This window comes from Tistlia sp. (genome assembly GCF_040905785.1).
Taxonomy (GTDB): Bacteria; Pseudomonadota; Alphaproteobacteria; order Kiloniellales; family DSM-21159; genus Tistlia.
This window is the reverse complement of the sequence record NZ_JBBDQW010000053.1, coordinates 1-22,389: the sequence shown is the minus strand read 5'-3', so window position 1 is coordinate 22,389 and position 22,389 is coordinate 1. Positions and strand designations below refer to the sequence as shown.

The window sequence follows — 22,389 nt, the reverse complement described above, 5'->3', positions numbered from 1 at the left end:
AGACTCGGAGCATTGCCGCTTAACATTAGCGTGTAGTCGTCACTTCTAAACCGAATATCCCCATTGTAATTCGTCAGGGCTCTAAAGACTTGGCCGATCCCGTACCCGTGCCCCGATCTTCTGCTGTGCCTCGAAGCGCCGTCAGAAGCTGCGACGCGAAGCGCAGCCCCAGCATTTGGCAGGTCATTGAACTCGGGGTTCCGCTTCAGGCTTGCGTGGACGCCGACGCCAGCGTCCGCGATAGCGAATTCGAACGTTTTCGGACTGACTCCATACACAGCAATGCCGGTGTCTGCACGCCCGCTGTGCTCATAGACGTTATCTTGTAGCTCAATCAGGGCGCCAATTAGGCTTTCCGCTAGCCGACGAGGTACTCCCTTCCGTGCTGCAGCATTCTCCGCATGCTTGGCCCATTGATCCCACATTGTCTGGTCGTCTTGTCTCGGATCATGCCGGGACAGTGGGAATACGCCGACGAAGTCGTTCTGCCTGCATCCACTGATCTCACCAGATGATAGTGCTTTATCCAAAAGGTGCATGAGCTTCGCGTCAAACGCAACGTGCACATATCGTTCAGGGGTCGCGTGACGAGCCATCGCCATTTCCACGAGCGGGCCAATCCGTCCGGATTTTCTGACTACGAATCGGTCGCCTTCGTCGAGCTGCTCGTGCGCACACCCTAGCAGATCGTCAGCGACCGCGAAGCTTGCCGACAAATTGGAGAGAGTACTTGACACGCCATCACGCCTTCAGACCAACGATACACGCATACTTGCGTTCGAATGGTCGGTCTGACAAGCCAAACCCATGAATGCTTGACCAAATTACGTTCAAGCGGTCTGAGCCAAGCGAGGCTTGCTGGTCGGTCAGGAGATCGGTGGCAGCAGCTTGGCCTTCACGCGTCCAACGTACTCAGCTGGCTAGTTCAATGCCGGATATTGAAGATGGGCTGACACTGTGCCTTTCGCGTCGACCGTCGAGCCCTCCTGGAGGCCGCGATCCGCTTCCGGTCCCCAGAGGAAGGAGTAGCGGACGACCAGCCCGACGACGGGCTCAGGAACGTTCACCTGGGTCCGGCGCCGTACTCGGCCTTTTCGAGATCCGCGACGACATCGTCGGGCAGCTCGCCGACGGTCAGGATCTCACGCTGCCGCCTCTTCAGCTCTTCGAAGTGCGCGAACTCGCTTGCGGAGAGGTAGGCGCCGACAATGCGTCCGTGACTCGTCACCTTGACGATTCGGCCGCCGAGCGCTTCGTCCCGGTAGGCACCGAAATTGCGAGCGAACTTGCTCGCCGGGATGGTGAGCGTCTCGGCCATGGTGCCCTCCTTGGTTCGTCCCTCCATATACGTAGTTTGCGCAGATTGCGCAAGATAGCGGGGCGGTCATTTCCCGCGCCGAGGTCCCTACCCCGCCCCCGGCACCCTCGCGATGACCTTGATCTCGAAGTCGAAGCCGGCGAGCCAGGTGACGCCGACGGCGGTCCAGTTGGGGTAGGGGGGATCGGGGAAGATCCGGTTCTTGACGGCCATGATCGTCTCGAACTGCTGTTCGGGGTCGGTGTGGAAGGTGGTGACGTCGAGGAGGTCGTCGAAGCCGCAGCCGGCGGCCGCCAGGGTGGCGCGCAGGTTGTCGAAGGCGAGCTCGACCTGGCGCGCGAAATCGGGCTCGGGCGAGCCGTCGGGGCGGCTGCCGACCTGGCCGGAGACGAACAGCAGGTCGCCGGAGCGGATCGCGGCGGAGTAGCCGTGGGCCTCGTAGAGCGCGTGCCGGTCGGCGGGGAAGATGGGTTCGGGCTTGGGCATGGTCGGGTTTCTCCTGCTTGGGGCTGGCTGGCTCGTTCTCGGTCGTCATCCCGGGCGCTAGGCGAGCCCGAAAGCCTGGAAGGCTTTCGGAGCGCGAGCCTTGCGACCCGGGATCCAGCGGCACGAACGGCCGGGCCCCTGGATCCCGGATCGCTCGCTTTGCCGACGGCAGCGGAGCTGCCGGGCAAATCGGCGTCCGGGATGACGGGTGGAGAGCTCGGTGCGGCGTGCTACATACGGTGCGTATGTGAGATTGCTTGCATACGCGGCGTATGTCAAACCATATACGCGACGTATGTGGCGGGCGGCGGTAACGGGGACCAGGCGAATGGCGAAGCGGCGGGCCGAGACGAGGGAGGAGAACCGGGCGAAGCTGGTCGCGGCGGGGCGCAGGGCCTTCGCCGAGAAGGGCTACGCGGCCGCCTCGATGGACGAGCTGACGGCGGCGGCCGGCCTGACGCGCGGCGCGCTCTACCACAACTTCGGCGACAAGCGCGGGCTGCTGGCCGCGGTGGTCGAGCAGGTCGACTCCGAGATGGCGGCGCGCGCGCAGGCGGCGGCCGCCCGGGCCGGCGGCGGCTGGGAGGGGCTGCTGGCCGAGGGGGTGGCCTACATCGAGATGGCGCTCGATCCCGAGGTGCAGCGCATCGTCCTGCTCGACGGCCCGGCGGTCCTCGGCGATCCCTCGCACTGGCCCAGCCAGAACAGCTGCCTGGAGGCGACCAGGCGGACGGTGGAGCGGCTGGTCGGGGAGGGCGTCCTGAAGCCGGTCGACGCCGAGGCGGCCGCGCGCCTCTTGACCGGCGCCGCGCTCAACGCCGCCCTCTGGGTCGCGGCGAGCGAGAAGCCGCAGGAGGTCCTGCCGAAGGCCCTCGACACCTTCCGCCACCTGGCCGCGGGCCTGCTGGCCCGGCCGAGCCGATAGCGCACCTACAGCGGCAGGGCGAAGACCTGCTTGACGGTCTGGCTCGGCACGTCGGTCTTGACGTTCTGGATGCCGTTGCGGCGGGTCAGGTGGGTCGACTGGAAGCGCCGGTAGCCCTCCAGGTCGGCGACCACGACGCGGAGCAGGGCGTCGCTCTCGCCGAGCATGATGTAGCACTCGACGACCTCGGGCAGGCGGCGCATGGCCTCGATGAAGTGGTCGATCGTCTCGGCGTCCTGGGCGGTCAGCCAGACGCGCGCGAACATCGAGAGGCTAAGACCGACCTTCGCCTGGTCGACCACGGCGACGTAGCGGCTGATGATGCCCGCCTCCTCGAGCAGCCTGACCCGGCGCAGGCAGGGCGAGGGGGAGAGGCCGACGCGGCGGGCCAGCTCGACGTTCTGCAGGCGGCCGTCGCGCTGCAGCTCGCGCAGGATGCGCTTGTCGATCTGATCCAAGGCCATTGGCATCCTCCGCGCGAATCTGCCCGCTCGCGGCACGCGATGCCAAGTTTCGGCCCTGGCGTGGCATCTACGCAACCCCCTTGCCCGGCGGCTGGCGTAGGCTGACCCTCGTTGCCCCGCGGAGGGGCACGGCAGGGGAGAGAGCCCATGGACTGGGGCTGGGTCGCGGCGGTGACGGGCTTCGCGCTGGCGATGGCCGGCACGCCCGGGCCGAACAACATGCTGGTGACCGCCTCGGGCGCGAACCACGGCTTCCGGCGGACGCTGCCGCTGGCCTCGGGCATCGCGTTCGGGGTCGCCGGTATCATCCTGGTCGTCGGCGCCTTCGGGACCTCCCTGGTCGCCGATCCCCAGGTGCGCGTGGTCCTGAAGTGGGCGGGCCTGGCCTACCTCCTCTGGCTCGCCTGGCGGATCGTCAGCGCCCGGCCGGCGAAGGGGGCGAAGGAGGGGGAAGCCGGCCGCCCTCTCACCTTCCTGCAGGGCGCGCTGTTCCAGCTGGTCAATCCGAAGCTCTGGGCCATGGTCGCCGGCGCCGTCGTCACCTACGGCGGCACCGCCGCCGGCGAGGACCCGCTGGCGATCGCGCTGGTCTTCATGGTCGTCTTCGGCACCGCCGCCCTCGCCAGCACCCTGCTCTGGACCTGGGTCGGCGTGGCGGCGGGACGCTTCCTCGAGAGCGAGCGCAGCCTGCGCCTCTTCAACTGGGCCATGGCCGCCCTGCTGGTGCTTTCGCTGGTCCCGGTCCTGGCGGAATAGCAGGGCGCCGCTCGGGCGCTACAGCACCGGGGCGAAGAGCCGTGCCATCGGCGCCCCGTAGCGCCGCCACAGGGGCCCCTCGTCGAGGCCGGTCTCGAACAGGAAGCTCCTCTCGAAGTCGGCCTCCAGCATCGCCTCGACCTGGGCGGCGAAGCCGCGGTCGAAGACCAGGGCGGTGATCTCGAAGTTGAGGCGGCAGGAGCGGTTGTCGAGGTTGACCGAGCCGACCGAGGCCAGCTCGTCGTCGACCAGCAGCACCTTCTGGTGCAGGAAGCCGTCGGTGTAGCGGTGGATCTTGACGCCGGCCTCGCGGACCTCGTCGAAGAAGGCGAAGGCGGCGAGCCAGACCACTAGGTGGTCCCGCCGGTCGGCGACCAGGATGCGCACGTCGACGCCGCGCAGGGCCGCGAGCTTGAGGGCGCTCAGCAGGTCGACGTCGGGCACGAAGTAGGGCGAGGCGATCCACAGCCGCCGCCGCGCCGCGCCGATGGCGTTGCAGAAGAACAGGCTGCCGGTCTCCATGACGTCGGCCGGCCCCGGCGCCAGGATCATGGCGTCGAGCTCGGCCTCGGGCGCGCGCGGCTTCCAGTGCAGGGCCGGGTGCTCGCCGGTCGCCCAGTGCCAGTCCTCGGCGAAGACCAGCTGGACCTGGGCGACGACCGGCCCCTCCAGCCGCAGGTGCGTGTCGCGCCAGTGGCCGAAGCGCGCCGAGCGGCCGAGGTACTCGTCGCCGACGTTGAGGCCGCCGACGAAGGCGACGTGGCCGTCGGCGACTACGATCTTGCGGTGGTTGCGGAAATTGCGCTGGAAGCGGCTGCGCGGCCGGCGCCGGGCGTGGAAGTTCTCGATCTCGACGCCGGCCTCGCGCAGCTCCTCCAGGTAGCGGTCGGGCAGGCCCCAGCTGCCGAGGGCGTCGTAGAGGACGTGGACGTCGATCCCGGCCTCGGCCTTGGCGATCAGCCGCCGCTTCAGGTCCTGGCCGACGGCGTCGTCGCGCAGGATGTAGAAGGCCACCAGCACGTAGGAGCGGGCCTGCTCGATCGCCTCGAACATCGATTCGAAGGCGCGCTCGCCGTCGATCAGCAGCTCGGCGGCGTTGCCCGAGACCAGCGGCAGCCGGGCCAGCTCCTCGAAGGCGACGATGCGGGCGAGCGGGCCGCCGGGCGCGTCGGCCAGCCTGGCGCGGTGGAGGTGCCGCAGCAGGTCGAGGGCACGCACCACCGCGACCGAGGCGCGGCGCGCCGAGACGTAGCCGGGATAGCGCGCCTGCCCGAGGAACAGGTAGGCCGGTATCGCCAACCAGGGGGCGGCGACCAGGAAGATCGCCCAGCCGAGCGCCCCCTGCGGCGTGCGGGCCGTGCGCGCCGCCCGGAAGGCGAGGACGGCCCCGACCAGCGTCAGCAGGGTCGTCAGCAGGGCGATCAGGGTGTTCAGCACGGCGCGGCCTCCTGTGCGCGCCTCGCGTTGCGTTCCTCCTCGGCCTCGCCTTCTGCCCCGGCCTCGTCTTCTTCCCCGGGCTCGCTCGCGAGCAGGCAGGCCCAGACCGGCAGGTGATCCGAGGCCCGGCGCGCGGTTTCCGAGCGGTGGACGCCGGCCGAGTCGACCGTCAGGCCCGGTCCGACGAAGATGCGGTCGAGTGCCGCGACCGGCGCCGAGGCGTGGAAGGAGGCGACCGGCGGCGCCATCCGGAAGCGCTCGGCCAGGGGCGCCACGCCGCCGGCGCGCGGGCTCCACTCGTTGAAGTCGCCGAGCACGACGGTCGGAACCGCGTCCCCGGCGTCGATGCGCTCGAGCAGCGACAGCGCCTGGCGCCGCCGGTCGCCGGCGATCAGCCCGAGGTGGACGCCGACGACGCGCAGCGGCCGGCCCCGCACCTCGAGCTCCGCGACCAGCGCCCCACGCGGCTCGAAGGAGGGCAGGTCGAGGGCGTGGACGCCGTGCACGGTGACCGCCTCGCCGACCAGGATGGCGTTGCCGTGCCAGCCGAGGCCGTCGCCGCCGCCGGCGCCGCGCCGCTCGAAGGTCAGCGCCCGCAGTCCGGTCTGGTAGGGCAGCTCCTCGGCGGGCAGCGTGCTCGAGCGCTCGCCGAGCCTGCGGTCGGCCTCCTGCAGCGCGACCACGTCGGCCCCCAGCTCGTGCAGCACCCGCATGATGCGCTCCGGCCGTCGCCGCCAGTCGAGGCCGATGCACTTGCGGATGTTGTAGGTCGCGACGCGGATGATCCGCGTCACTAGGAGTTGCCCGCAACGGCCGCTGGACGGCGGGCCAGCAGCTTGGCGATCTCCGCGGCGAGCTGTTCCTGCTGGTAGGGCTTGTTGAGCCGCGGCAGGCCGAGCTCGTCGCCTTCCGGCAGGTCGGCGAAGCCGGTCGTCAGCAGGATCGGCAGCCCTGGCAGCAGCCGGCGGGCGGCCTTGGCGAGCTGCGTCCCGGTCATGCCCGGCATCGCGTAGTCGGTGACCAGCAGGTCGACGACGCGGCCGTCCTGCAGCAGGCCTAGCGCCTTGGTCCCGGAGCTGGCCTCGATGACCGCGTGGCCGAGGTCCTCGAGCATGTCGACGGTGCTCATGGCGACCAGCGGGTCGTCGTCCACGACCAGGACGGTCGCACGCGGGCTCGCCTCGGCATCCTCGGGCGCCGCCGCCGGCCCGGCGGCCCGCGCGCCCAGCACCGTCGCCGGCAGCCAGAGCTCGGCGCGCGTGCCGCGGCCGGGCTCGCTGGTCAGCCGCAGGGTCCCCTTCAGCTGTACCGCCAGGCCGTGGATCATCGAGAGGCCCAGGCCCGTGCCCTTGCCGGGCTTCTTGGTCGAGAAGAAGGGCTCGATGGCGCGCTCCAGGGTTTCGGCGTCCATGCCGTGGCCGGTGTCGCGGACGCTCAGCCGCAGATAGCCAGCCTCCGGCGCGGCGCTCTCGAACTCGGCGCTGGCAGGGGGCGCTGCGCTGTCGAGCTCGAGGGTGACGGTGCCGCCCTCCGGCATGGCGTCACGGGCGTTGACCACGAGGTTCAGCAGCGCCAGCTCGACTTGGTTGGCATCGACCAGGGCGGGCGGCAGCTGCTCCGCCAGCTCGACCCGCAGCCCGATGCCCGGCCCCACGGATTTCTCCAGCAGCGGCCGCATGCCCGAGACCAGCGCCACCAGGTCCGTCGGCTCGACCTTCAGGTCCTGGCGCCGGGCGAAGGCGAGCAGGCGCTGGGTCAGGATCGCGCCGCGCTCGGCGCCCTGGATCGCGCCCTCGATCAGGCGCAAGGTCTTCTCGTCGCCGTCCAGCCGCCTGCGCAGCAGGTCGAGGTTGCCGAGAACCGCCATCAGCAGGTTGTTGAAGTCGTGCGCCACGCCGCCGGTCAGCTGGCCAATGGTCTCCATCTTCTGCGCCTGGCGGAGCTGCTGCTCGGCGTGCTCGCGCTGGGCGATCTCCTCCAGGACGCTGTCGTGTGCGCGCTTGAGCTCGGCGGTGCGCTCGGCGACGCGGTCCTCCAGCGATTCGTTGAGCCGCCGCAGGTTGTCCTCGGCGGTCTTGCGGTCGGTCACGTCGGAGGCGACGCCGACCAGGCTGGTCGTTCCCTTCGCCTCGTCGCGCAGGACCCGGGCGCGACTCTCGATCCAGCGCTCGCTGCCGTCCGGCCAGACCACGCGGTGCTCGACAACGTAGTCTTCGCCGGTCTCGGCACTGTTCTCGAGGGCCGCCGCGACCCTTGCCCGGTCGCCCTCCGGCACGCCGGCCAGCAGCTCGCCGTAATCGAAGGGTGCGTCTGCGGCGCGCCCGTAGAGCGCCTTGCAGCTGTCGGAGCAGACGAGGTCGCGCGAGGCGAGGTCGAGCTCCCAGGAGGCGAGGTGCCCGGCGGTCAGGGCGAGGCGCAGGCGCTCCTCGCTCTGGCGCAGCGCGTCGAGCCGGGCGCGCGCCTCGAACTGTCGCAGCCGGCCGTTCAGGGCGGTGCGGGCGACGCTTGTGAAGGTGGTCGGGTGGAAGGGCCGCTCGACGAAGGTGACGTTGCCCAGCGCCTCGGACAGGCGGGCGGCGCCGGGATTGAGCTCGGCACCGCTGCCGCCCCGGGCGGTCAGGACGATCCAGGGCAGGTCCGACCAGCTCGCCTGGGCACCCTGCCAGCGCACGATCGGACCCAGGTCGCCGTCGCGCGCAGCCTCCTCGGTCAGCACGACGAAGGCCGTGTCGTCGCCCAGCGCCTCGCCGAGCGCCGCGAGACTCGGGCAGGTCCGGGAGGCAACGCCCGCCTGCGCCAGCATCCTGGCCGCCAGGGCGGCGTCGCGTCCATGGGGCGCCAGGATCAGCGCATGGCACCCCTCGGGGGGTACGGCCTCGGTCACCCCTCGTCACTCTCCGGCTGCAGGAGGGGGGAGGACCCGCCGAGATAGGTCGGCGTGCCGGTGAGTACGCCCTGGAACCCCGCGAGCGGCTCTCCGAGAGCCAGGCCCTCCCCCGTGATCTGGAACTCGCGAATGGTGTCCTCATGCTGCCCGGTCCGCTTCTTGATGACGGAGACGGCCCGCTTGACCCTGCCGAGCGCCTCGAAGTAGCGCAGGAGCACGACGGTGTCGGCGAGATAGGTCAGGTCGACCGGCGTCTTCATCGGGCCCAGCAGCCCGTGCTGCGCCACCGTGAGGAAGGTCGTGGCGCCCTGCCGGTTGAGGAACTGCAGCAGCTCGTGGATGTGGAGGATGAGCGCCTTCTCCTCCGGCATCGCCGCCCGGTAGCCGTTCAGGCTGTCGATCACCACGGTCTTCGCGTTCGAGTCCGCGACCCGGTCGCGAACCCGGTGCGCGAACTCGCCGGGCGAGATTTCGGCGGCGTCGACCTGCTCGATGTGCAGGCGTCCGGCCTCGCACAGCGCCTCGAGGTCGAAGCCCAGCTGGCGGGAGCGGTGGAACAGCAAACCGAGCTCCTCGTCGAAGACGAACATCACGGCAGTCTCGCCACGCTCGGCCGCCGCCGCGATAAACTGCAGCGTGAACAGCGACTTGCCGGACCCCGACGGGCCCAGGAGCAGGATGCTCGAGCCCTTCTCGATGCCGCCGCCCAGCAGGGCGTCCAGCGTGTCGATGCCACTGCTTTGCGGCTCGCGCGAGAAGTCTGTCCGATGCTCGGCCGCGACCAGGCGCGGGAAGACCTCGACGCCCCCGGTCTTGATGCTGAAGTCGTGGTAGCCGCCGCGGAAGGACTGGCCACGGTATTTGAGAACGCGCAGGCGGCGGCGCTCGGCGCCGTAGAGCGGCGCCGTCTCCTCCAGGCGCACCACCCCGTGGACGACGCTGTGCACCGTCTTGTCGAGGGTCTCGGAGGTCAGGTCGTCGACCAGCAGGACGGTGGCCCCGAGGCGCGTGAAATAGTGCTTGAGCGCCAGGATCTGGCGCCGGTAGCGCAGCGAGCTCTGCGCCAGCAGGCGGATTTCGGAAAGGCTGTCCAGGACGATCCGGGACGGCTGGACCCGCTCGATCGCCTCGATGATCAGCTTCGTCGTCTCGCCGAGCTCCAGGTCGGAGGAATAGAGCAGGCTCTGCTGGGAGTCGGGGTCGAGCAGGCTCTCCGGCGGCACCAGCTCGAAGACCTCGACCGAGTCCGGCAGCTCCCAGCCGTGCGAGCGCGCGCCGGCGCGCAGCTCGCCGGCGCTTTCCGACAAAGTGATGTAGAGGCCCCCCTCGCCGGCCCGCGCGCCCTCGAGCAGAAATTCCAGGCAGATCGTCGTCTTGCCGGTGCCCGGGTTGCCTTCGAGCAGGAAGACATGACCCGACATCAAGCCGCCGGCCAGCACGTCGTCGAGGCCGGCGACCCCCGTGCGCGCCTTGGCTGCGGGGCCGTCAGGGTTCTGGGGAGAGCGAGGCCGCATGCTCGTCCTGTTTACAGTTACGCAACAGAAAGACCCTCGGGCCAGGTGTTTGGTTCCTTTCCCCCGCCCGCTCAGCCCGGAGCAGGGAAGCCGGCCGGCGCCGGCGCCTCGGGCGCGGTCAGGGCCAGTGCCTTGAACAGCCGGCCCATCTGTTCCGGCCCGGTCAGCCGCGCCAGGGCCTCGGCGATCGCCCGGTGCTGCGCCTCGCCTGCCCCCTGCTGCAGCCGTGCCGCCCGGGCGCCGATGCCCAGCGCCTCCAGGAAGGCGCCCTGCCCGACCGGACCGTGGCAGCGCGCGCCCGCGGCCGTCGCGGCACGGCCCAGGGCCGCGAAGTCGACGTGGGCGGTCACGTCCGCCTCACCCGGCGCCTCCAGGGGGTCGGCGGGCGCGCCTTCGCGCAGGGCCTGCAGGGTGTCGCCCGGCTGCGAGGCGGTGTAGCCGTAGTCGAGGATCAGGGCCGCGCCGCCCTGCTCGGAGATGCGGCCGCCGATCTCGGCGGCGAGGCGCTCGCCGGCGGGGCAGAGCTCGACGACCTCGCCGAGCTCTGCCGGCGGCAGGCCGGGCAGGGCGCCTGCCGGCAGGTCGGGGCCGAGGCCCCAGGCCAGGCGCCCGTCGGGCGCAAGGCCGATCCGGCGCTCGGCCCAGCCGCGTGGCGTACGCTGGAACTGGCGAATCGGCAGGGCGTCGAAGAACTCGTTGGCGACCAGCAGCAGCGGCCCCTCGGGCACCTGCTCGAGGCGGTCGTGCCACTGCGGTGGCGGCCCGGCGAGGGCGGCAAGCGCCGCCTCCTGGCGCGCGCGCAGCACCGGGCTGGTCTCGACCAGGTCCAGCTCGACCGCCTCCAGGAAGGCCGGAACCAGGCGCGCGGCGCGCAGGGCGTCGGCCATCAGGGTGCCGCGGCCGGGTCCCAGCTCGACCAGTCGGACGCGCGGCGGACTGCGGAGCGCCTGCCAGCGCTCGACCAGCCACAGGCCGATCAGCTCGCCGAACATCTGGCTGATCTCGGGCGCCGTCGTGAAGTCGCGGGCCAGCGGGTCGCGGGTCGCGTAGTAGCCGTGGCGCGGGTGGCCGAGGGCGGCGGCCATGTACTCGGCGAGGCCGAGCGGGCCCTCGGCGCGGATGCGCGCGGCGAGCAGGTCCCGCAGCGCGCCGCTCATGCGTCCTTCGAGCCAGCCCGCGGCCCGGCCCGCTGCGCCGTGGCCACCAGGTAGATACCGAGCAGCAGCATCGGCACGGAGTAGAGCTGGCCCTGGGTCAGGCCGAGGATCAGCCCGACGTCGGTGTCGAACTGGCGGAAGACCTCGCCGAGCGAGCGCGCCACCGCGTAGCCGATCAGGAAGACGCCCGACAGCAGGCCATAGCGCTGCAGGCCGCCCTGGCGCATCGCCAGGAACAGCACCAGGAACAGCAGCAGGCCCTCCAGGCCGGCCTGGTAGAGCTGGCTCGGGTGGCGCGGCTCGGGGCCGGCCGCTGGGAAGACCATGGCCCAGGGCAGGTCGGAGGTCCGGCCCCAGAGCTCGCCGTTGATGAAGTTGGCGATGCGGCCCAGGAACAGGCCGATCGGCGCGGCGCAGGCGACGATGTCCATGATCCCGAAGAAGGGCAGCCGGCGGTTGCGGCAGAACAGGAAGGCAGCGGCGGCGACGCCGAGCAGTCCGCCGTGGAAGGCCATGCCGCCCTTCCAGACCATCAGCGCCTCCAGCGGATGCTCGGCGAAGTAATGCGGCGCATAGAACAACACGTAGCCGAGGCGCCCGCCGATCACGACGCCGATGATCGCCCAGAACAGGAAGTCGTCGAAGGCCTCCCGAGCGATCGCCGCCGGCGAGCGCGTCGTCAGCCAGCGGCAGTAGCGCCAGGCGAGCAGCAGCCCGAGAATGTAGGACAGCGCGTACCAGCGGACCTGCAGCGGACCGATCGCGATGGCGACCGGGTCGAACTGCGGGAAGGTCAGGGCGGCCTGGGCGGTCTCGATCATCGGGCACTCATCTGTAGGGGTCCTCGCCGGCCAGGAAGTCCTGCACGTAGCGGCGCAGGCCCTCCTCCAGCGACAGGGCGTTGTGCTGGAAGCCGGCGGCGCGCAGGCGGTCCAGGCGCGCTTCGGTGAAGTACTGGTACTTCTCGCGGATCGGCTCCGGGGTCGGCACGAACTCGACGCGCGGCTCCTGTCCCAGCGCCGCGAAGACGCCGCTCGCCAGGTCCAGGAAGGAGCGCGCCTTGCCGCTGCCGACGTTGAACAGGCCCGAGACTTCGGGCTGGCCGCCCAGCCAGAGCATCGCCTCGACGCAGTCTTCGACGTGGACGAAGTCGCGCAGCTGGCCGCCGTCGGCGTAGTCCGGCCGGTGCGAGCGGAACAGGCGCGCCGGCTCGCCCCGGGCGAGCTGGCCGAACAGGTGCCAGGCGACCGAGGCCTGGCCGCCCTTGTGGTACTCGTTGGGGCCGTAGACGTTGAAGAACTTGAGGCCGGCCCAGTGCGGCGGGTGCGGCCAGCCCTCCTCGACTCGGCGCGCGACCCAGCGGTCGAAGGCGTGCTTCGACCAGCCGTAGGCGTTGAGCGGCCGCAAGCCCGCCAGGTACGCGCGGTCCAGGCTGTCGTCGAAGCCCTGCGCGCCGTCGCCGTAGGTCGCCGCCGAGGAGGCGTAGATCAGCGGCACGCCGTTCTCGGCGCACCAGGTCCAGAGCTTCTGCGACAGCAGCAGGTTGTTGGCGACCAGCCGGTCGGCGTCGGTCTCGGTGGTGCTGGAGACGGCGCCCAGGTGGTAGATCAGGTCGAGCTCGCCGCCGCGCTCCTCGAGCCAGTCGTCGAGCGCCTCCGGGCGGATCAGGGCCTCGAGCTCGCGCTTGGCGAGGTTGCGCCACTTGTCGCCCTCGCCCAGCCAGTCGGAAACTGCGACCGGCTCGGTCCGCGCATCGAGTGCCGCGACCAGGTTGGAGCCGATGAAGCCGGCGCCACCGGTGACCAGGATCATTCAAGCCTCGCGTCGGGCGTCGGGATGTCGCTCCGGCAGGCGCGCCGGACTGGCCGGGCAGCCTTTTCCGGGCCGCAAGGGCCGGGTTATAGGCCCTCGCCGGTTGAAAGGGAAGGGCGACAGGCCCCACATGGTGCGGGCGATACCGCTGCCGCCGTGGGGGCGCAGCGTCTTGGGACGAGGAGGCGGAAATGCAGACCCAGAAGCCGTTTTTCGATGACATCGCCCGCATGATGAGCGGTGCGGCGGGCGTGGCGAGCGGCATGCGCGAGGAGGTCGAGCAGCGCTTCCGCCAGATGTTCGAAAGCACCGCCTCGCGCATGGATCTGGTCAGCCGCGAGGAGTTCGAGGCGGTCAAGGCGATGGCCGCCAAGGCGCGCGAGGAGAACGAGGCGCTGGCCAAGCGGATCGCCGCGCTGGAGAAGGCGCCGAAGGCCAAGGCGGCGACGGCGCGCAAGGGCGCCGCCAAGCCGGGCAACGCCGCGCGCAGCCGCAAGACCCCGGCGGCCAAGGCGGCAGCGGCCAAGTCGGCGGCGGCCAAGTCGGCGGCGGCCAAGTCGGCGGCGGCCAAGTCTGGGGCGGCCGACGAGCCGGGGCCGAAGGCTCAGCCCGGTACCTCCGGAACCGGCGGCCAGGGCTGACGCCCGCAGGCTCGGTCCCGCGCGCTTCATGACGGCGCGGTGAAGTTTCCACAGACCATTTGGCTTTCCCGGAATCCGCCGTTGCGGCGCGGGCGGACTGTGTTGCACGCTAAATGTAGTGGGCGCGCCGCTGCGTCCCTGTAGATATCGATGGTGCCACAAGGCGGCGCTCCGCTCCTGAGGCTCCCGGGCCTCGACAGTGCATGGGAGGCAGCCAGCATGGAACTGCTCGTGCAGGAAGCAGTCCTTTCCGAAAATCCCCTCGATCTGCTCGAAGAGCTGGTCTGTGCCAACGACTGGATTCACGACCGCTCCAGCGAGTCCGAGCTGGTCGCGCAGGTCGCCGGCCAGTGGTCCGACTATCACATCTGCAGCGTCTGGCAGCCCGATCTCGGTGCCATGTACATCTCCTGCCAGATCGACGTGCGCGTGCCGGCGGCCAAGCGGGCCGCGGTCCACGAGCTGCTCGCCCTGGCCAACGAGCGGCTCTGGCTCGGCCACTTCGACCTCGCGAGCGACGAGAACGCCCTGCTGTTCCGCCACACCATCCCGCTGCGCGGCGCTCGCGGCATCAGCGTCGAGCAGCTCGAGGACACGGTCGACACCGCCCTGCTCGAGTGCGACCGGGTCTACCCAGCGCTGCAGATGGTGATCTGGGGCAACCAGCCGGTCGGCGAGGCGATCGCCGCGGCCATGATGGACACGGTCGGCGAGGCCTAGCCCGCCGCCGGCACGCTTGCTAAACCCTCTCCTGCCCGGCCCGCTGCGCCGGGCGGGGAGGGGTCCATGAGCGAAGCGAAGACGACTTCCGAACAGGCGACCGTCAAGGGACCGCTGCTGCTGGTCGGCTGCGGCAAGATGGGCGGCGCCCTGCTGTCGGGCTGGCTGGAGGGCGGTACGCCGGCCGAGCAGGTGCATCTGGTCGAACCGAACATCGAATCGGTCGCCGGCTTCATCGGCCAGGGCGCCCGCCACCACCGCTCGGTCGCCGACCTGCCGGGCGACCTGGTGCCGCAGGTCGTGCTGCTGGCGGTCAAGCCGCAGATGATGGAGCAGGCGCTGGCCGACCTGCCGTCCTGGCCGGCGGAGAGCACGGTCCATCTCTCGATCGCGGCCGGCAAGCCCCTCGCCTGGTTCGAGCAGCGGCTGGGGGCCGCCGCCGCCGTCGTGCGCGCCATGCCGAACACCCCGGCGGCGATCGGACGGGGCATGTCGGTGCTGGTCGCCGCGCCGCGCGTCGACGCCGCCCAGCGCGCGCTCTGCACCAGCCTTATGGAGGCGGTGGGCGAGGTCGATTGGGTCGAGGACGAGGCCCTGATCGACGTCGTGACGGCCCTGTCGGGCGGCGGGCCGGCCTACGTCTTCCTGCTGGCCGAGGTGCTTGCCGCGGCCGGCGTCAAGGCGGGGCTGCCGGAGCAGCTGGCGGAGCGCTTGGCGCGGGTCACCGTCGCCGGCTCCGGCGAGCTTCTGCACCGCTCTCCCGAGGCCGCGGCCGTTCTGCGCCGCAACGTCACCAGCCCGGCCGGAACGACCCAGGAGGCGCTCGAGGTGCTGATGGCCGAGGGCGGCCTGCAAGCGCTGTTCGACGAGGCCCTCGCGGCGGCGACCCGGCGCAGCCGGGAGCTGGCGCAGTGAGCGAGGCTGCCGGCAAGAGCGGACTCAAGGCCAGCGCGCGGCGGGTCCAGGAGGCACTCGCCGGTCTCGGCCTCGATTTCGAGGTCCGCGAGTTCCCGGAAAGCACCCGCACCTCGGCCGAGGCCGCCGCGGCCGTCGGCTGCGCGGTCGGCCAGATCGCCAAGTCGCTGATCTTCAGGGGCAAGGCCAGTGGCCGGCCGGTCCTGGTCGTGGCCAGCGGCAGCAACCGCGTGGACGAGGCAAAGGTCGCGGCGGCGGTCGGCGAGGCGATCGGGCGGGCCGACGCCGCCTTCGTGCGCGAGCGCACGGGTTTCGCGATCGGCGGGGTGCCGCCGCTCGGCCATCTGGAGCCGCCGCTCGTCGTGCTCGACCGCGACCTCGAGGCCCATGCCGAGATCTGGGCCGCGGCGGGCACGCCCAACGCCGTCTTCCGGCTCAGCCCGCGCGACCTGCCGCGCATTGCAGGGGGCCGCTTCGCCGAGATTCGACAGGCCTAGCCGATTGGAACCCGGCGGTCGGCACCCCAATTGAGGTAGCGACCAGGAGGTTCAATGGCGACCAGGAAACAGAAGCCGCCTGCCCAGGAGGCGGCGATCGACGCCGCCCTGGCCCTCGCCGCGGAGCGGGACTGGGCCGACATCGGCCTCGCCGAGATCGCCGAGGCGGCAGGCGTGAGCCTCGCCGAGCTCTACCCACGGATCGGATCCAAGCAGGCGCTGCTCGACGCCTTCTCGCGTCGCGTCGACGCGGCGGTGCTGGCCGAGCCGGCACCGGGCCCCGAGACGAGTCCGCGCGACCGCCTGTTCGACGTTCTGATGCGCCGTTTCGACGCCCTGCAGCCGCACCGCCGCGCGCTCGCCAGCATCCTGCGGGCCCAGGCGCGGGCACCGGGCGCGACGCTCTGCGGCCTCGTGCAGCTCGCGCGCTCCATGGCCTGGATGCTGGCCGCCGCAGGACTGTCCGCCGACGGCCTCCGCGGCATCTTTCGCGTCAAGGGGCTGTCCGCGATCTACCTGGCGACCTTCCGGGTGTTCCTGCGCGACGACAGCCCCGACCTGTCCAGGACCATGGCCACGCTGGATGCGTCGCTGCGCCGGGTCGAATGGTTGGCCGCGCGGTTGGAGCGCGGGCGCGGCCGGCGCGGATTCGAGGCGGCCGGCGAACCGGCCGTGGACCCTGGCGGGGCCGCGCCCGGGGGCTGAAGCGAGGGGCCGGGCGCTATCGTCCCGATCCGAGGCGGTGCTTCGTACCGCCCCCGGCCGGAGTGTATGTTGCAGTGCACCATTTTTCTCTTGATTCGACCCAGGCGTGCACCCATAACAAGCGTATTGTGCAGTGCAACATAATGCACGCCGCCGGCCCCCGCGCCAGGCGGGATCGCACGGCGGAAACATCAAGGAGACGCACCATGGCGACCAAGACCGGCAACCCCTTTCTCGACGGCGACTTCACCCAGTTCTCGGACTTCAAGAAGTGGTCCGAGCAGTTCCAGATCCCCGGCCTCGACATGCAGTCGCTGATGGAGGCCCAGCGCAAGAACCTGGAGGCGATCAGCCAGGCCAACCGCATCGCCATCGAAGGCGCGCAGGCGCTGGCGCAGCGCCAGATGGAGATCCTGCGCACCACCATGGAGGAAGCCTCCAAGGTGATGAGCGACCTGGCCGCCGCCGGCACGCCGGAAGAGCGGATGGCCAAGCAGGCCGACCTGGTCCGCGAGGCCTTCGAGCGCGCGATCGCCAACACGCGCGAGCTGGCCGAGATGGGCGCCAAGTCCAACACCGAGGCGCTCGACCTGATCAACAAGCGCGTCGCCGAGTCCCTCACCGAGGTGAAGGGCATGGTCTCGGAGCTGCAGACGGCCGCCAACAAGGCCCAGCAGAAGGCGACCAAGTAGTCCCTTCACGCGACTGACGTATCGAAGGGCCGCCGGCGTCAGCCGGCGGCCTTTTGCGTTCGCGCGGCCGTCCGGCTAGCCTGCGCTGCGCCGCCTTTCGGGCCGGCGCTGTTGCGCAAGCGAGCCGCCGAGGGAGCACCAGATGGCCGAGCCAGCCGCCCAGAACGCCCTGATCGGCTTCGAGGACTTCGCCCGGGTCGACATCCGCGTCGGCACGATCGTGCGGGCCGAGCCCTTTCCCGAGGCGCGCCGCCCGGCGTTCAAGCTGTGGGTCGACTTCGGCGAGGCGCTCGGCGTGCGCAAGACCTCGGCCCAGATCACCAAGCACTACGCGCTCGAGCAGCTGCCAGGTCGTCAGGTCGCCGCCGTGGTCAACTTCCCGCCCAAGCAGATCGGCCCCTTCGTCAGCGAGATCCTGGTCCTCGGCTTTCCGGACGAGGAGGGCGGCGTGGTGATGATCGGCCCCGACAAGCCGGTGCCGAACGGCGGCAAGCTGTTCTGACGGCCCTGGGGTCGCCCCTCAGCCCTCGGCGAGCGCCGCAACCGCCTGGCGCTGGGTCGCCAGGGCGCGCTCCCAGATCGCCTGCTTCCAGCCGTCGGTGTCGCCGTAGAAGGCGTTGCGCACGCGCGCCTTGATCTCGCGGCCGAGCGGCGTCGCGGGATCGCCGTGATTGTGCAGCCAGTTGTCGGCGCGCAGCGACTCCAGGACCTCGGGCACCGGCTCGGTGCCGTACTCCAGCGCGATCATGCCCAGCTCGAGCGCCGGGAAGTGGCGCTCGAGGCCGTCGCTGATGGTGCCGCTGAGGGGCGCGGAGGTCGAGGTGCCGGCCGCCGGGTTGGTGACGTCGCCGTCGTACCAGGCGGCGACGCGCTGCTCGGCCGCCGAGCCGGGGCGGTGGATCGCGATGCGTTCGCCGTAGCCGTAGGGGCCGAGGCCGGTGTGGTAGTCGACCACGGCGACCCGGCGCGCGCCGGCGAGCTCGCGGGAGAGGATCGACAGCAGCGTGCCGCGCGACCAGACCGGTCGCTCGCCGCCGAAGAACAGGCCGTCGGCGTGGCGGTACTGTCCGCCGGAAACCGCCGCCTGCAGACCGTGCGCGCCCTGCTCCTCGGCGAAGAGGTCGCTGGCGACCCGCGCCGCCTCGACCGTCTCCTCGCTCCAGTCGCTCGGGCAGAGCGCGCCGTGGAGCCGCTCGTAGCCCGCGTTGAGCGGCAGCGGCGAGTCGAAGTCGACGAAGTTGCGGTTGAGGTCGACGTTGTCCTCGTTGACCCGCCGGTTCCAGGCGAAGCCGTAGGGGTTGATCGCGTGGATCAAGACCTGGGCGATGGCGCCGGGGCCCTCGTGGGGGACCTCGCGCCAGAGGCCGCTCTCGAGCCAGCCGACCTGCACGCCCGAGCCGCAGTAGCCTTCGACGCCGTGGGTCCCGCAGATCGTCACCAGGACGCGCTCGGCGCGCGCCGGCCCGATGCGCAGGACGTCGGTCGCCAGCTCCTCACCCGCGGGTCCCGCCGCGGGGATGATCTCGGCGCGGGGCGCGGCGCCGATGCCGCGGGCGGCCTCAAGGAAGTGGCGGCGCGCCTCGCGGTAGCTGGCGGAGAAATAGGTGCTGGGCTGCATCGGGGAGGGGCTCCTGGGAAAGGCTCTCGGGAAAGGCTCCTGGGGGAGGGCGCGCCTCGATCGTGCAGGTCCGGGGGCGCCATCGGCTTGGCGCCTCGGCGGCGCGGCTTCATACTCGGTGCCATGCGCTGTCTGGCAACTCTTTTCTTGGCCCTCTGCCTGCTGTCCTCGGCCGCTTCGGCCGACCAGACCGACAGCCGTCTCGGCGACCTGTTCCGGGAACTGCGCGGGGCTGCCGACCCGGTCATGGCGAGCCGCCCGCAGAACGCGATCTGGTCGATCTGGATCGAGACGGAGGACGCCGAGGCACAAGCGCTGATGGCGGCCGGCATCGCCGCCCTCGAGGCCCGCGACTTCAAGAGGGCGCTGGCGGTCTACGACCTGCTGGTGGCCCAGCACCCTGGCTACGCCGAGGCCTGGAACAAGCGGGCCACGGTGCACTACCTGGTCGGCGACTACGCGGCGTCGCTGGCCGACATCGAGAGGACCCTGGCGTTGGAGCCGCGCCACTTCGGGGCGCTCTCCGGGCGCGGCCTGATCCAGGAGGCCCAGGGCGACGACCTCGCCGCGATCGGCTCCTTCCAGGCGGCCCTGGAGATCCATCCCAACCTGGTCTCCGTGCGACGCAACCTCGCGGCCTTGCTGGCGCGCCAGAAGCCGATCTGATCCAGCAGTCGATCTAGCGGGCTGCCGTCCCGCGCGCGGTCGAGATCGCGGGTGCCTGCCATGCTGCGGGACGGGGCTGCTCGACGCGCAGGTTTCGGATAGAGCAGGGCGATCCCGGCTGGCTGCATGCCTCGCCCAGCCCTTTCGCCCGGCTTTGCCGAAGGAGCGCCCCTTGCCCGAGGAACGCCAGACCCTCGCCGGCTGTCTCTTCGCAACGGCGGCCTATCTGTTCTGGGGCTTCTCGCCGATCTACTTCAAGGCCGTCGCCGGCGTGCCGCCGGAACAGATCCTGGCACAGCGCATCGTTTGGTCGCTGCTCCTGCTGCTGCTTCTGGTCACGGTGGCCCGGCGCTGGAGCGGCGTCGCCGCCAGCCTGCGCCAGGGGCGCACCCTGGCGCTGCTGACCGGCTCGACCCTGCTGATCAGCGTCAACTGGTTCACCTTCATCTGGGCGATCGAGGCCGGGCGGGTGCTCGAGGTCAGCCTCGGCTACTACATGAACCCCTTGGTTTCCGTGCTGCTCGGCGTCGCCTTTCTGCGCGAACGCCTCGGCCGCTGGCAGTGGCTGGCGGCGCTGCTGGCCGCCGTCGGCGTGACCAATCTTGCGCTGCAGACGGCCGGCTTCCCCTGGGTCTCGCTCGTCCTCGCCTGCTCGTTCGGCCTCTACGGCCTGCTGCGCAAGCTGACGCCCCTCGGCGCCGCCGACGGCCTGCTGCTGGAGACCGCGCTGCTGGCGCCGCTCGCCCTCGGCTACCTGCTCTACCTCGACGCCGCCGGGCTCGGCGCCTGGGGTTCGGCCGGGGCGACCCTGGACTTGCTGTTGGTGCTCTCGGGCCCGGTGACGGCGCTGCCGCTGGTGTTCTTCGCCAGCGCCGCGCGACGCCTCAGCCTCACCGTCGTCGGCTTCTTCCAGTACATCGCGCCGACGGTCCAGCTGCTGCTCGCCGTGCTGGCCTTCGGCGAGGCCTTCACCGACGCGCACCTGGTGACCTTCCTGTGCATCTGGGCCGCGGTGCTGCTCTTCACTGGCTCTGCCTGGCGCCGCGCCCGTGACCGGCGGCTGCTCGCGCGCTCGGTCGAGGAGCCGGTCTAGGGCCTTTGCTCTTCGGAACTCTGACGGCGCGCCTTCGTTTAATGGCAAGGCGTCCCTGGGACGCACCCCCCGCGCAGCGGGGAAGGGCCGGCGACGGCTCCGGCGAGGCACCGCGTGACACGCGCTCATTGCCCGGGCCGGTCGACCCCAAACAGAGACACAAGGAGACCTGAGATGGTCAAGACCGCCGTTAAGACGTCCCTCGCAGGCTTTGCGCTGCTGGCGCTGGCAGCCTGCGGCAACACGGCCGGAGAGCGCGGCCTGAGCGGTGCCGGCATCGGCGCCGCGGGTGGCGCGGCCGCCGGCGCCCTGACCGGCGGCAGCCCTTTGACCGGGGCCATCCTCGGCGGTGCGGGCGGCGCGGCCGCCGGCGCTCTGACCGACAAGGACGACCTCGACCTCGGCGATCCCATCTGGGAGTAACGGCCCGAGGGCCCGCTCCGGCGGGCCAGGCACAAGGTGAGGGCCGCCGCCGTCGCGCCTCCCCCAGTGAGGGGCGACGGGGCGGCCCTTCGCCGTCTGGACCTATGATGGGGGCTGTCGCTCGATCCAGGCGATGCGCAGCACGTTCGTCGCGCCGGGCGTGCCGAAAGGCACGCCGGCGGTGATCACCAGCTTGTCGCCGGGCGCGGCGAAGCCCTCCTGCACCGCGATGGTGCAGGCCTTCTCGACCATTTCCTGAAAGGACGTCACGTCCGGCGTGACCACGCAGTGCGCGCCCCACAGCAGCGCCAGCCGGCGCGCCGTCGGGCGCCTGGCGGTCAGCGTCAGGATCGAGACCACGGGGCGCTCACGGGCGGCGCGGATCGCGGTCGAGCCGCTGGTCGTGTAGGTGACGATCGCCGCCGCCGAGACCGTCTGTGCGACACGGGCGGCGGCGTTGGAGATGGCGTCGGGGGCGGTCGCCTCGGGTTCGGGATGCAGCGCCTCGATGATCGGGCGGTAGGTCGGATCCGCCTCGGTCCGGGTGATGATCCGGTCCATGAAGGCGACCGACTCGACCGGGTACCGGCCGGCCGCCGATTCCGCCGACAGCATGACCGCGTCGGCGCCGTCGTAGATCGCCGTCGCCACGTCGGAGGCCTCGGCCCGGGTCGGGGTCGGCGAGTTGACCATGGAATCCAGCATCTGCGTCGCGACGATGACCGGCTTGCCGGCGAGCCGGCAGGCGCGGATGATCTCCTTCTGCCGGCCCGGCACCTCCTCGGGCGCCAGCTCGACGCCCAGGTCGCCGCGCGCCACCATGATGCCGTCGCAGAGGTCGACGATCTGGGTCAGGGACAGCAGGGCGGCCGGCTTTTCGATCTTGGCCATCACCGCGGCGCGCCGCTTGACGATGCGCTGGAGTTCGGCGATGTCCTCGGGTCGCTGCACGAAGGATAGCGCGATCCAGTCGACGCCGAGCTTCAGCCCGAACTGCAGGTCCTCGTGATCCTTCTTGGTCAGCGGCGAGATCGGCATGGTGATGCCGGGCACGTTGACGCCCTTGCGGTCGCTCAGCGGGCCGCCGACGATGACCTCCGTCTCCGCCCAGTCGGCCCCGAAGTCCCGCACTTCCAGGCGCAGCTTGCCGTCGTCGAGCAGGATCACCGTGCCGCTGGCGAGCGCCGCGAAGATCTCCGGATGCGGCAGCGGCGCGACCGCGTCGGAGGCCTTCTTCGGCTTGAGCTCCAGGCGGAAGCGCTGGCCGCGCTCGAGGGTGATCCCACCGTCCTTGATTTTGCCGACCCGGATCTTCGGCCCCTGTAGGTCCTGCAGGATCGCGATCGGCCGGGCGAACTCCTTCTCGATCGAGCGCACGATGTCGAAGCGCTGGCGGTGCTCCTCATGGCTGCCGTGGCTGAAGTTGAACCGGAAGACGTCGGCGCCGGCCAGGAACAGCGCGCGGATCTGCTCGCGGTCGCTGCTCGCCGGGCCCAGGGTGGCGACGACCTTGGAGTTGCGGTGGCGACGCATGCCGGTTCTTCCTCCGATCTTCTAGCCTGGATTTCTCATACTGGAAGGGGTCGGCATCGCTCCTGGCGGGCTCGTTCCGCCAGGAGAAGCCCGAAGAGCGTAGCCGAAGCTACGCTCGAGGGCTTCGACG

Annotated in this window: 24 protein-coding genes; 12 read left to right on the top strand and 12 right to left on the bottom strand. The window is 71.0% G+C overall.

Annotated features, from left to right (window positions below; all coding sequences use genetic code 11):
* Positions 1-1,063: 1,063 nt before the first annotated feature.
* Both WD341_RS12460 and WD341_RS12455 read right to left on the bottom strand, forming a co-directional pair.
* On the bottom strand, positions 1,064-1,318 hold the full coding sequence (locus WD341_RS12460) for a type II toxin-antitoxin system Phd/YefM family antitoxin (RefSeq protein ID WP_368425787.1): 255 nt from the start codon (positions 1,316-1,318) through the stop codon (positions 1,064-1,066).
* An 87-nt stretch (positions 1,319-1,405) separates the two neighbouring features.
* Positions 1,406-1,804, bottom strand: a complete 399-nt coding sequence (locus WD341_RS12455) for a RidA family protein (RefSeq protein ID WP_368425786.1) — start codon at positions 1,802-1,804, stop codon at positions 1,406-1,408.
* A gap of 328 nt (positions 1,805-2,132) precedes the next feature.
* Between WD341_RS12455 and WD341_RS12450 the strand changes: the two genes are divergently transcribed.
* Positions 2,133-2,729, top strand: coding sequence for a TetR/AcrR family transcriptional regulator (locus tag WD341_RS12450; RefSeq protein WP_368425785.1), 597 nt, complete (start codon positions 2,133-2,135; stop codon positions 2,727-2,729).
* Positions 2,730-2,734: 5 nt separating this feature from the next.
* On the opposite strand, the gene WD341_RS12445 is transcribed toward WD341_RS12450, so the two are convergent.
* Positions 2,735-3,193, bottom strand: a complete 459-nt coding sequence (locus WD341_RS12445) for an Lrp/AsnC family transcriptional regulator (protein ID WP_368425784.1) — start codon at positions 3,191-3,193, stop codon at positions 2,735-2,737.
* 147 nt (positions 3,194-3,340) lie between these two features.
* On the opposite strand from WD341_RS12445, the gene WD341_RS12440 reads away from it, so the two are divergent.
* On the top strand, positions 3,341-3,949 hold the full coding sequence (locus tag WD341_RS12440; protein ID WP_368425783.1) for a LysE family translocator: 609 nt from the start codon (positions 3,341-3,343) through the stop codon (positions 3,947-3,949).
* A gap of 18 nt (positions 3,950-3,967) precedes the next feature.
* Here WD341_RS12440 and cls read toward each other — a convergent pair whose 3' ends face one another.
* The 7 genes from cls to rfaD form a co-directional block, all read right to left on the bottom strand.
* Complete coding sequence (gene cls, locus WD341_RS12435; protein ID WP_368425782.1) at positions 3,968-5,386, bottom strand: cardiolipin synthase; 1,419 nt, start codon at positions 5,384-5,386, stop codon at positions 3,968-3,970.
* On the bottom strand, positions 5,380-6,180 hold the full coding sequence (locus WD341_RS12430; protein WP_368425781.1) for an endonuclease/exonuclease/phosphatase family protein: 801 nt from the start codon (positions 6,178-6,180) through the stop codon (positions 5,380-5,382). Before WD341_RS12430 ends, cls begins: the two co-directional genes overlap by 7 nt.
* On the bottom strand, positions 6,180-8,270 hold the full coding sequence (locus WD341_RS12425) for an ATP-binding protein (protein WP_368425780.1): 2,091 nt from the start codon (positions 8,268-8,270) through the stop codon (positions 6,180-6,182). The genes WD341_RS12430 and WD341_RS12425 overlap by 1 nt, the downstream gene beginning before the upstream one ends.
* Complete coding sequence (locus WD341_RS12420) at positions 8,267-9,787, bottom strand: ATPase domain-containing protein (protein ID WP_368425779.1); 1,521 nt, start codon at positions 9,785-9,787, stop codon at positions 8,267-8,269. Before WD341_RS12420 ends, WD341_RS12425 begins: the two co-directional genes overlap by 4 nt.
* A 71-nt stretch (positions 9,788-9,858) precedes the next feature.
* Entirely contained in the window at positions 9,859-10,944 is a 1,086-nt protein-coding gene (locus WD341_RS12415) for a class I SAM-dependent methyltransferase (protein WP_368425778.1), read from the bottom strand.
* A complete protein-coding gene (gene lgt / locus WD341_RS12410) occupies positions 10,941-11,765 on the bottom strand; it encodes a prolipoprotein diacylglyceryl transferase (RefSeq protein ID WP_368425777.1) in 825 nt (274 codons plus the stop codon). The genes WD341_RS12415 and lgt overlap by 4 nt, the downstream gene beginning before the upstream one ends.
* 7 nt (positions 11,766-11,772) lie before the next feature.
* Entirely contained in the window at positions 11,773-12,756 is a 984-nt protein-coding gene (gene rfaD, locus WD341_RS12405; protein ID WP_368425776.1) for an ADP-glyceromanno-heptose 6-epimerase, read from the bottom strand.
* Between the two features lie 191 nt (positions 12,757-12,947).
* On the opposite strand from rfaD, the gene WD341_RS12400 reads away from it, so the two are divergent.
* From WD341_RS12400 to WD341_RS12370, 7 genes are all read left to right on the top strand, one after another.
* Positions 12,948-13,397 carry an accessory factor UbiK family protein gene (locus tag WD341_RS12400; RefSeq protein ID WP_368425775.1) on the top strand — a complete coding sequence of 150 codons (450 nt, stop codon included), beginning with the start codon at positions 12,948-12,950 and terminating at the stop codon, positions 13,395-13,397.
* Positions 13,398-13,616: 219 nt separating this feature from the next.
* Positions 13,617-14,117, top strand: a complete 501-nt coding sequence (locus tag WD341_RS12395) for a YbjN domain-containing protein (protein ID WP_368425774.1) — start codon at positions 13,617-13,619, stop codon at positions 14,115-14,117.
* Positions 14,118-14,183: 66 nt separating this feature from the next.
* Positions 14,184-15,032, top strand: a complete 849-nt coding sequence (proC, locus tag WD341_RS12390; RefSeq protein ID WP_368425773.1) for a pyrroline-5-carboxylate reductase — start codon at positions 14,184-14,186, stop codon at positions 15,030-15,032.
* Positions 15,029-15,529 carry a YbaK/EbsC family protein gene (locus WD341_RS12385; RefSeq protein WP_368425772.1) on the top strand — a complete coding sequence of 167 codons (501 nt, stop codon included), beginning with the start codon at positions 15,029-15,031 and terminating at the stop codon, positions 15,527-15,529. Before proC ends, WD341_RS12385 begins: the two co-directional genes overlap by 4 nt.
* A gap of 54 nt (positions 15,530-15,583) precedes the next feature.
* Entirely contained in the window at positions 15,584-16,234 is a 651-nt protein-coding gene (locus tag WD341_RS12380) for a TetR family transcriptional regulator (RefSeq protein ID WP_368425771.1), read from the top strand.
* 206 nt (positions 16,235-16,440) lie between these two features.
* The gene (locus WD341_RS12375) at positions 16,441-16,926 is read left to right on the top strand and encodes a phasin family protein (RefSeq protein ID WP_368425770.1); all 486 of its coding nucleotides are present in this window, start codon (positions 16,441-16,443) and stop codon (positions 16,924-16,926) included.
* A 142-nt stretch (positions 16,927-17,068) separates the two neighbouring features.
* Complete coding sequence (locus WD341_RS12370; protein WP_368425769.1) at positions 17,069-17,428, top strand: tRNA-binding protein; 360 nt, start codon at positions 17,069-17,071, stop codon at positions 17,426-17,428.
* An 18-nt stretch (positions 17,429-17,446) separates the two neighbouring features.
* Here WD341_RS12370 and WD341_RS12365 read toward each other — a convergent pair whose 3' ends face one another.
* A complete protein-coding gene (locus WD341_RS12365) occupies positions 17,447-18,544 on the bottom strand; it encodes a M14 family metallopeptidase (protein ID WP_368425768.1) in 1,098 nt (365 codons plus the stop codon).
* Positions 18,545-18,691: 147 nt separating this feature from the next.
* Here WD341_RS12365 and WD341_RS12360 point away from each other — a divergent pair, with 147 nt between their 5' ends.
* The 3 genes from WD341_RS12360 (at position 18,692) to WD341_RS12350 (ending at position 20,726) form a co-directional block, all read left to right on the top strand.
* Complete coding sequence (locus WD341_RS12360; RefSeq protein WP_368425767.1) at positions 18,692-19,210, top strand: tetratricopeptide repeat protein; 519 nt, start codon at positions 18,692-18,694, stop codon at positions 19,208-19,210.
* 172 nt (positions 19,211-19,382) lie between these two features.
* Positions 19,383-20,303: an EamA family transporter RarD gene (gene rarD, locus WD341_RS12355; RefSeq protein WP_368425766.1), complete on the top strand. Its 921-nt coding sequence runs from the start codon at positions 19,383-19,385 to the stop codon at positions 20,301-20,303.
* A 174-nt stretch (positions 20,304-20,477) separates the two neighbouring features.
* Complete coding sequence (locus tag WD341_RS12350; protein ID WP_368425765.1) at positions 20,478-20,726, top strand: hypothetical protein; 249 nt, start codon at positions 20,478-20,480, stop codon at positions 20,724-20,726.
* A gap of 102 nt (positions 20,727-20,828) precedes the next feature.
* Here the strand turns inward: WD341_RS12350 and pyk are convergent, their stop codons facing one another.
* The gene (gene pyk, locus WD341_RS12345) at positions 20,829-22,259 is read right to left on the bottom strand and encodes a pyruvate kinase (RefSeq protein WP_368425764.1); all 1,431 of its coding nucleotides are present in this window, start codon (positions 22,257-22,259) and stop codon (positions 20,829-20,831) included.
* Positions 22,260-22,389: the final 130 nt, after the last annotated feature.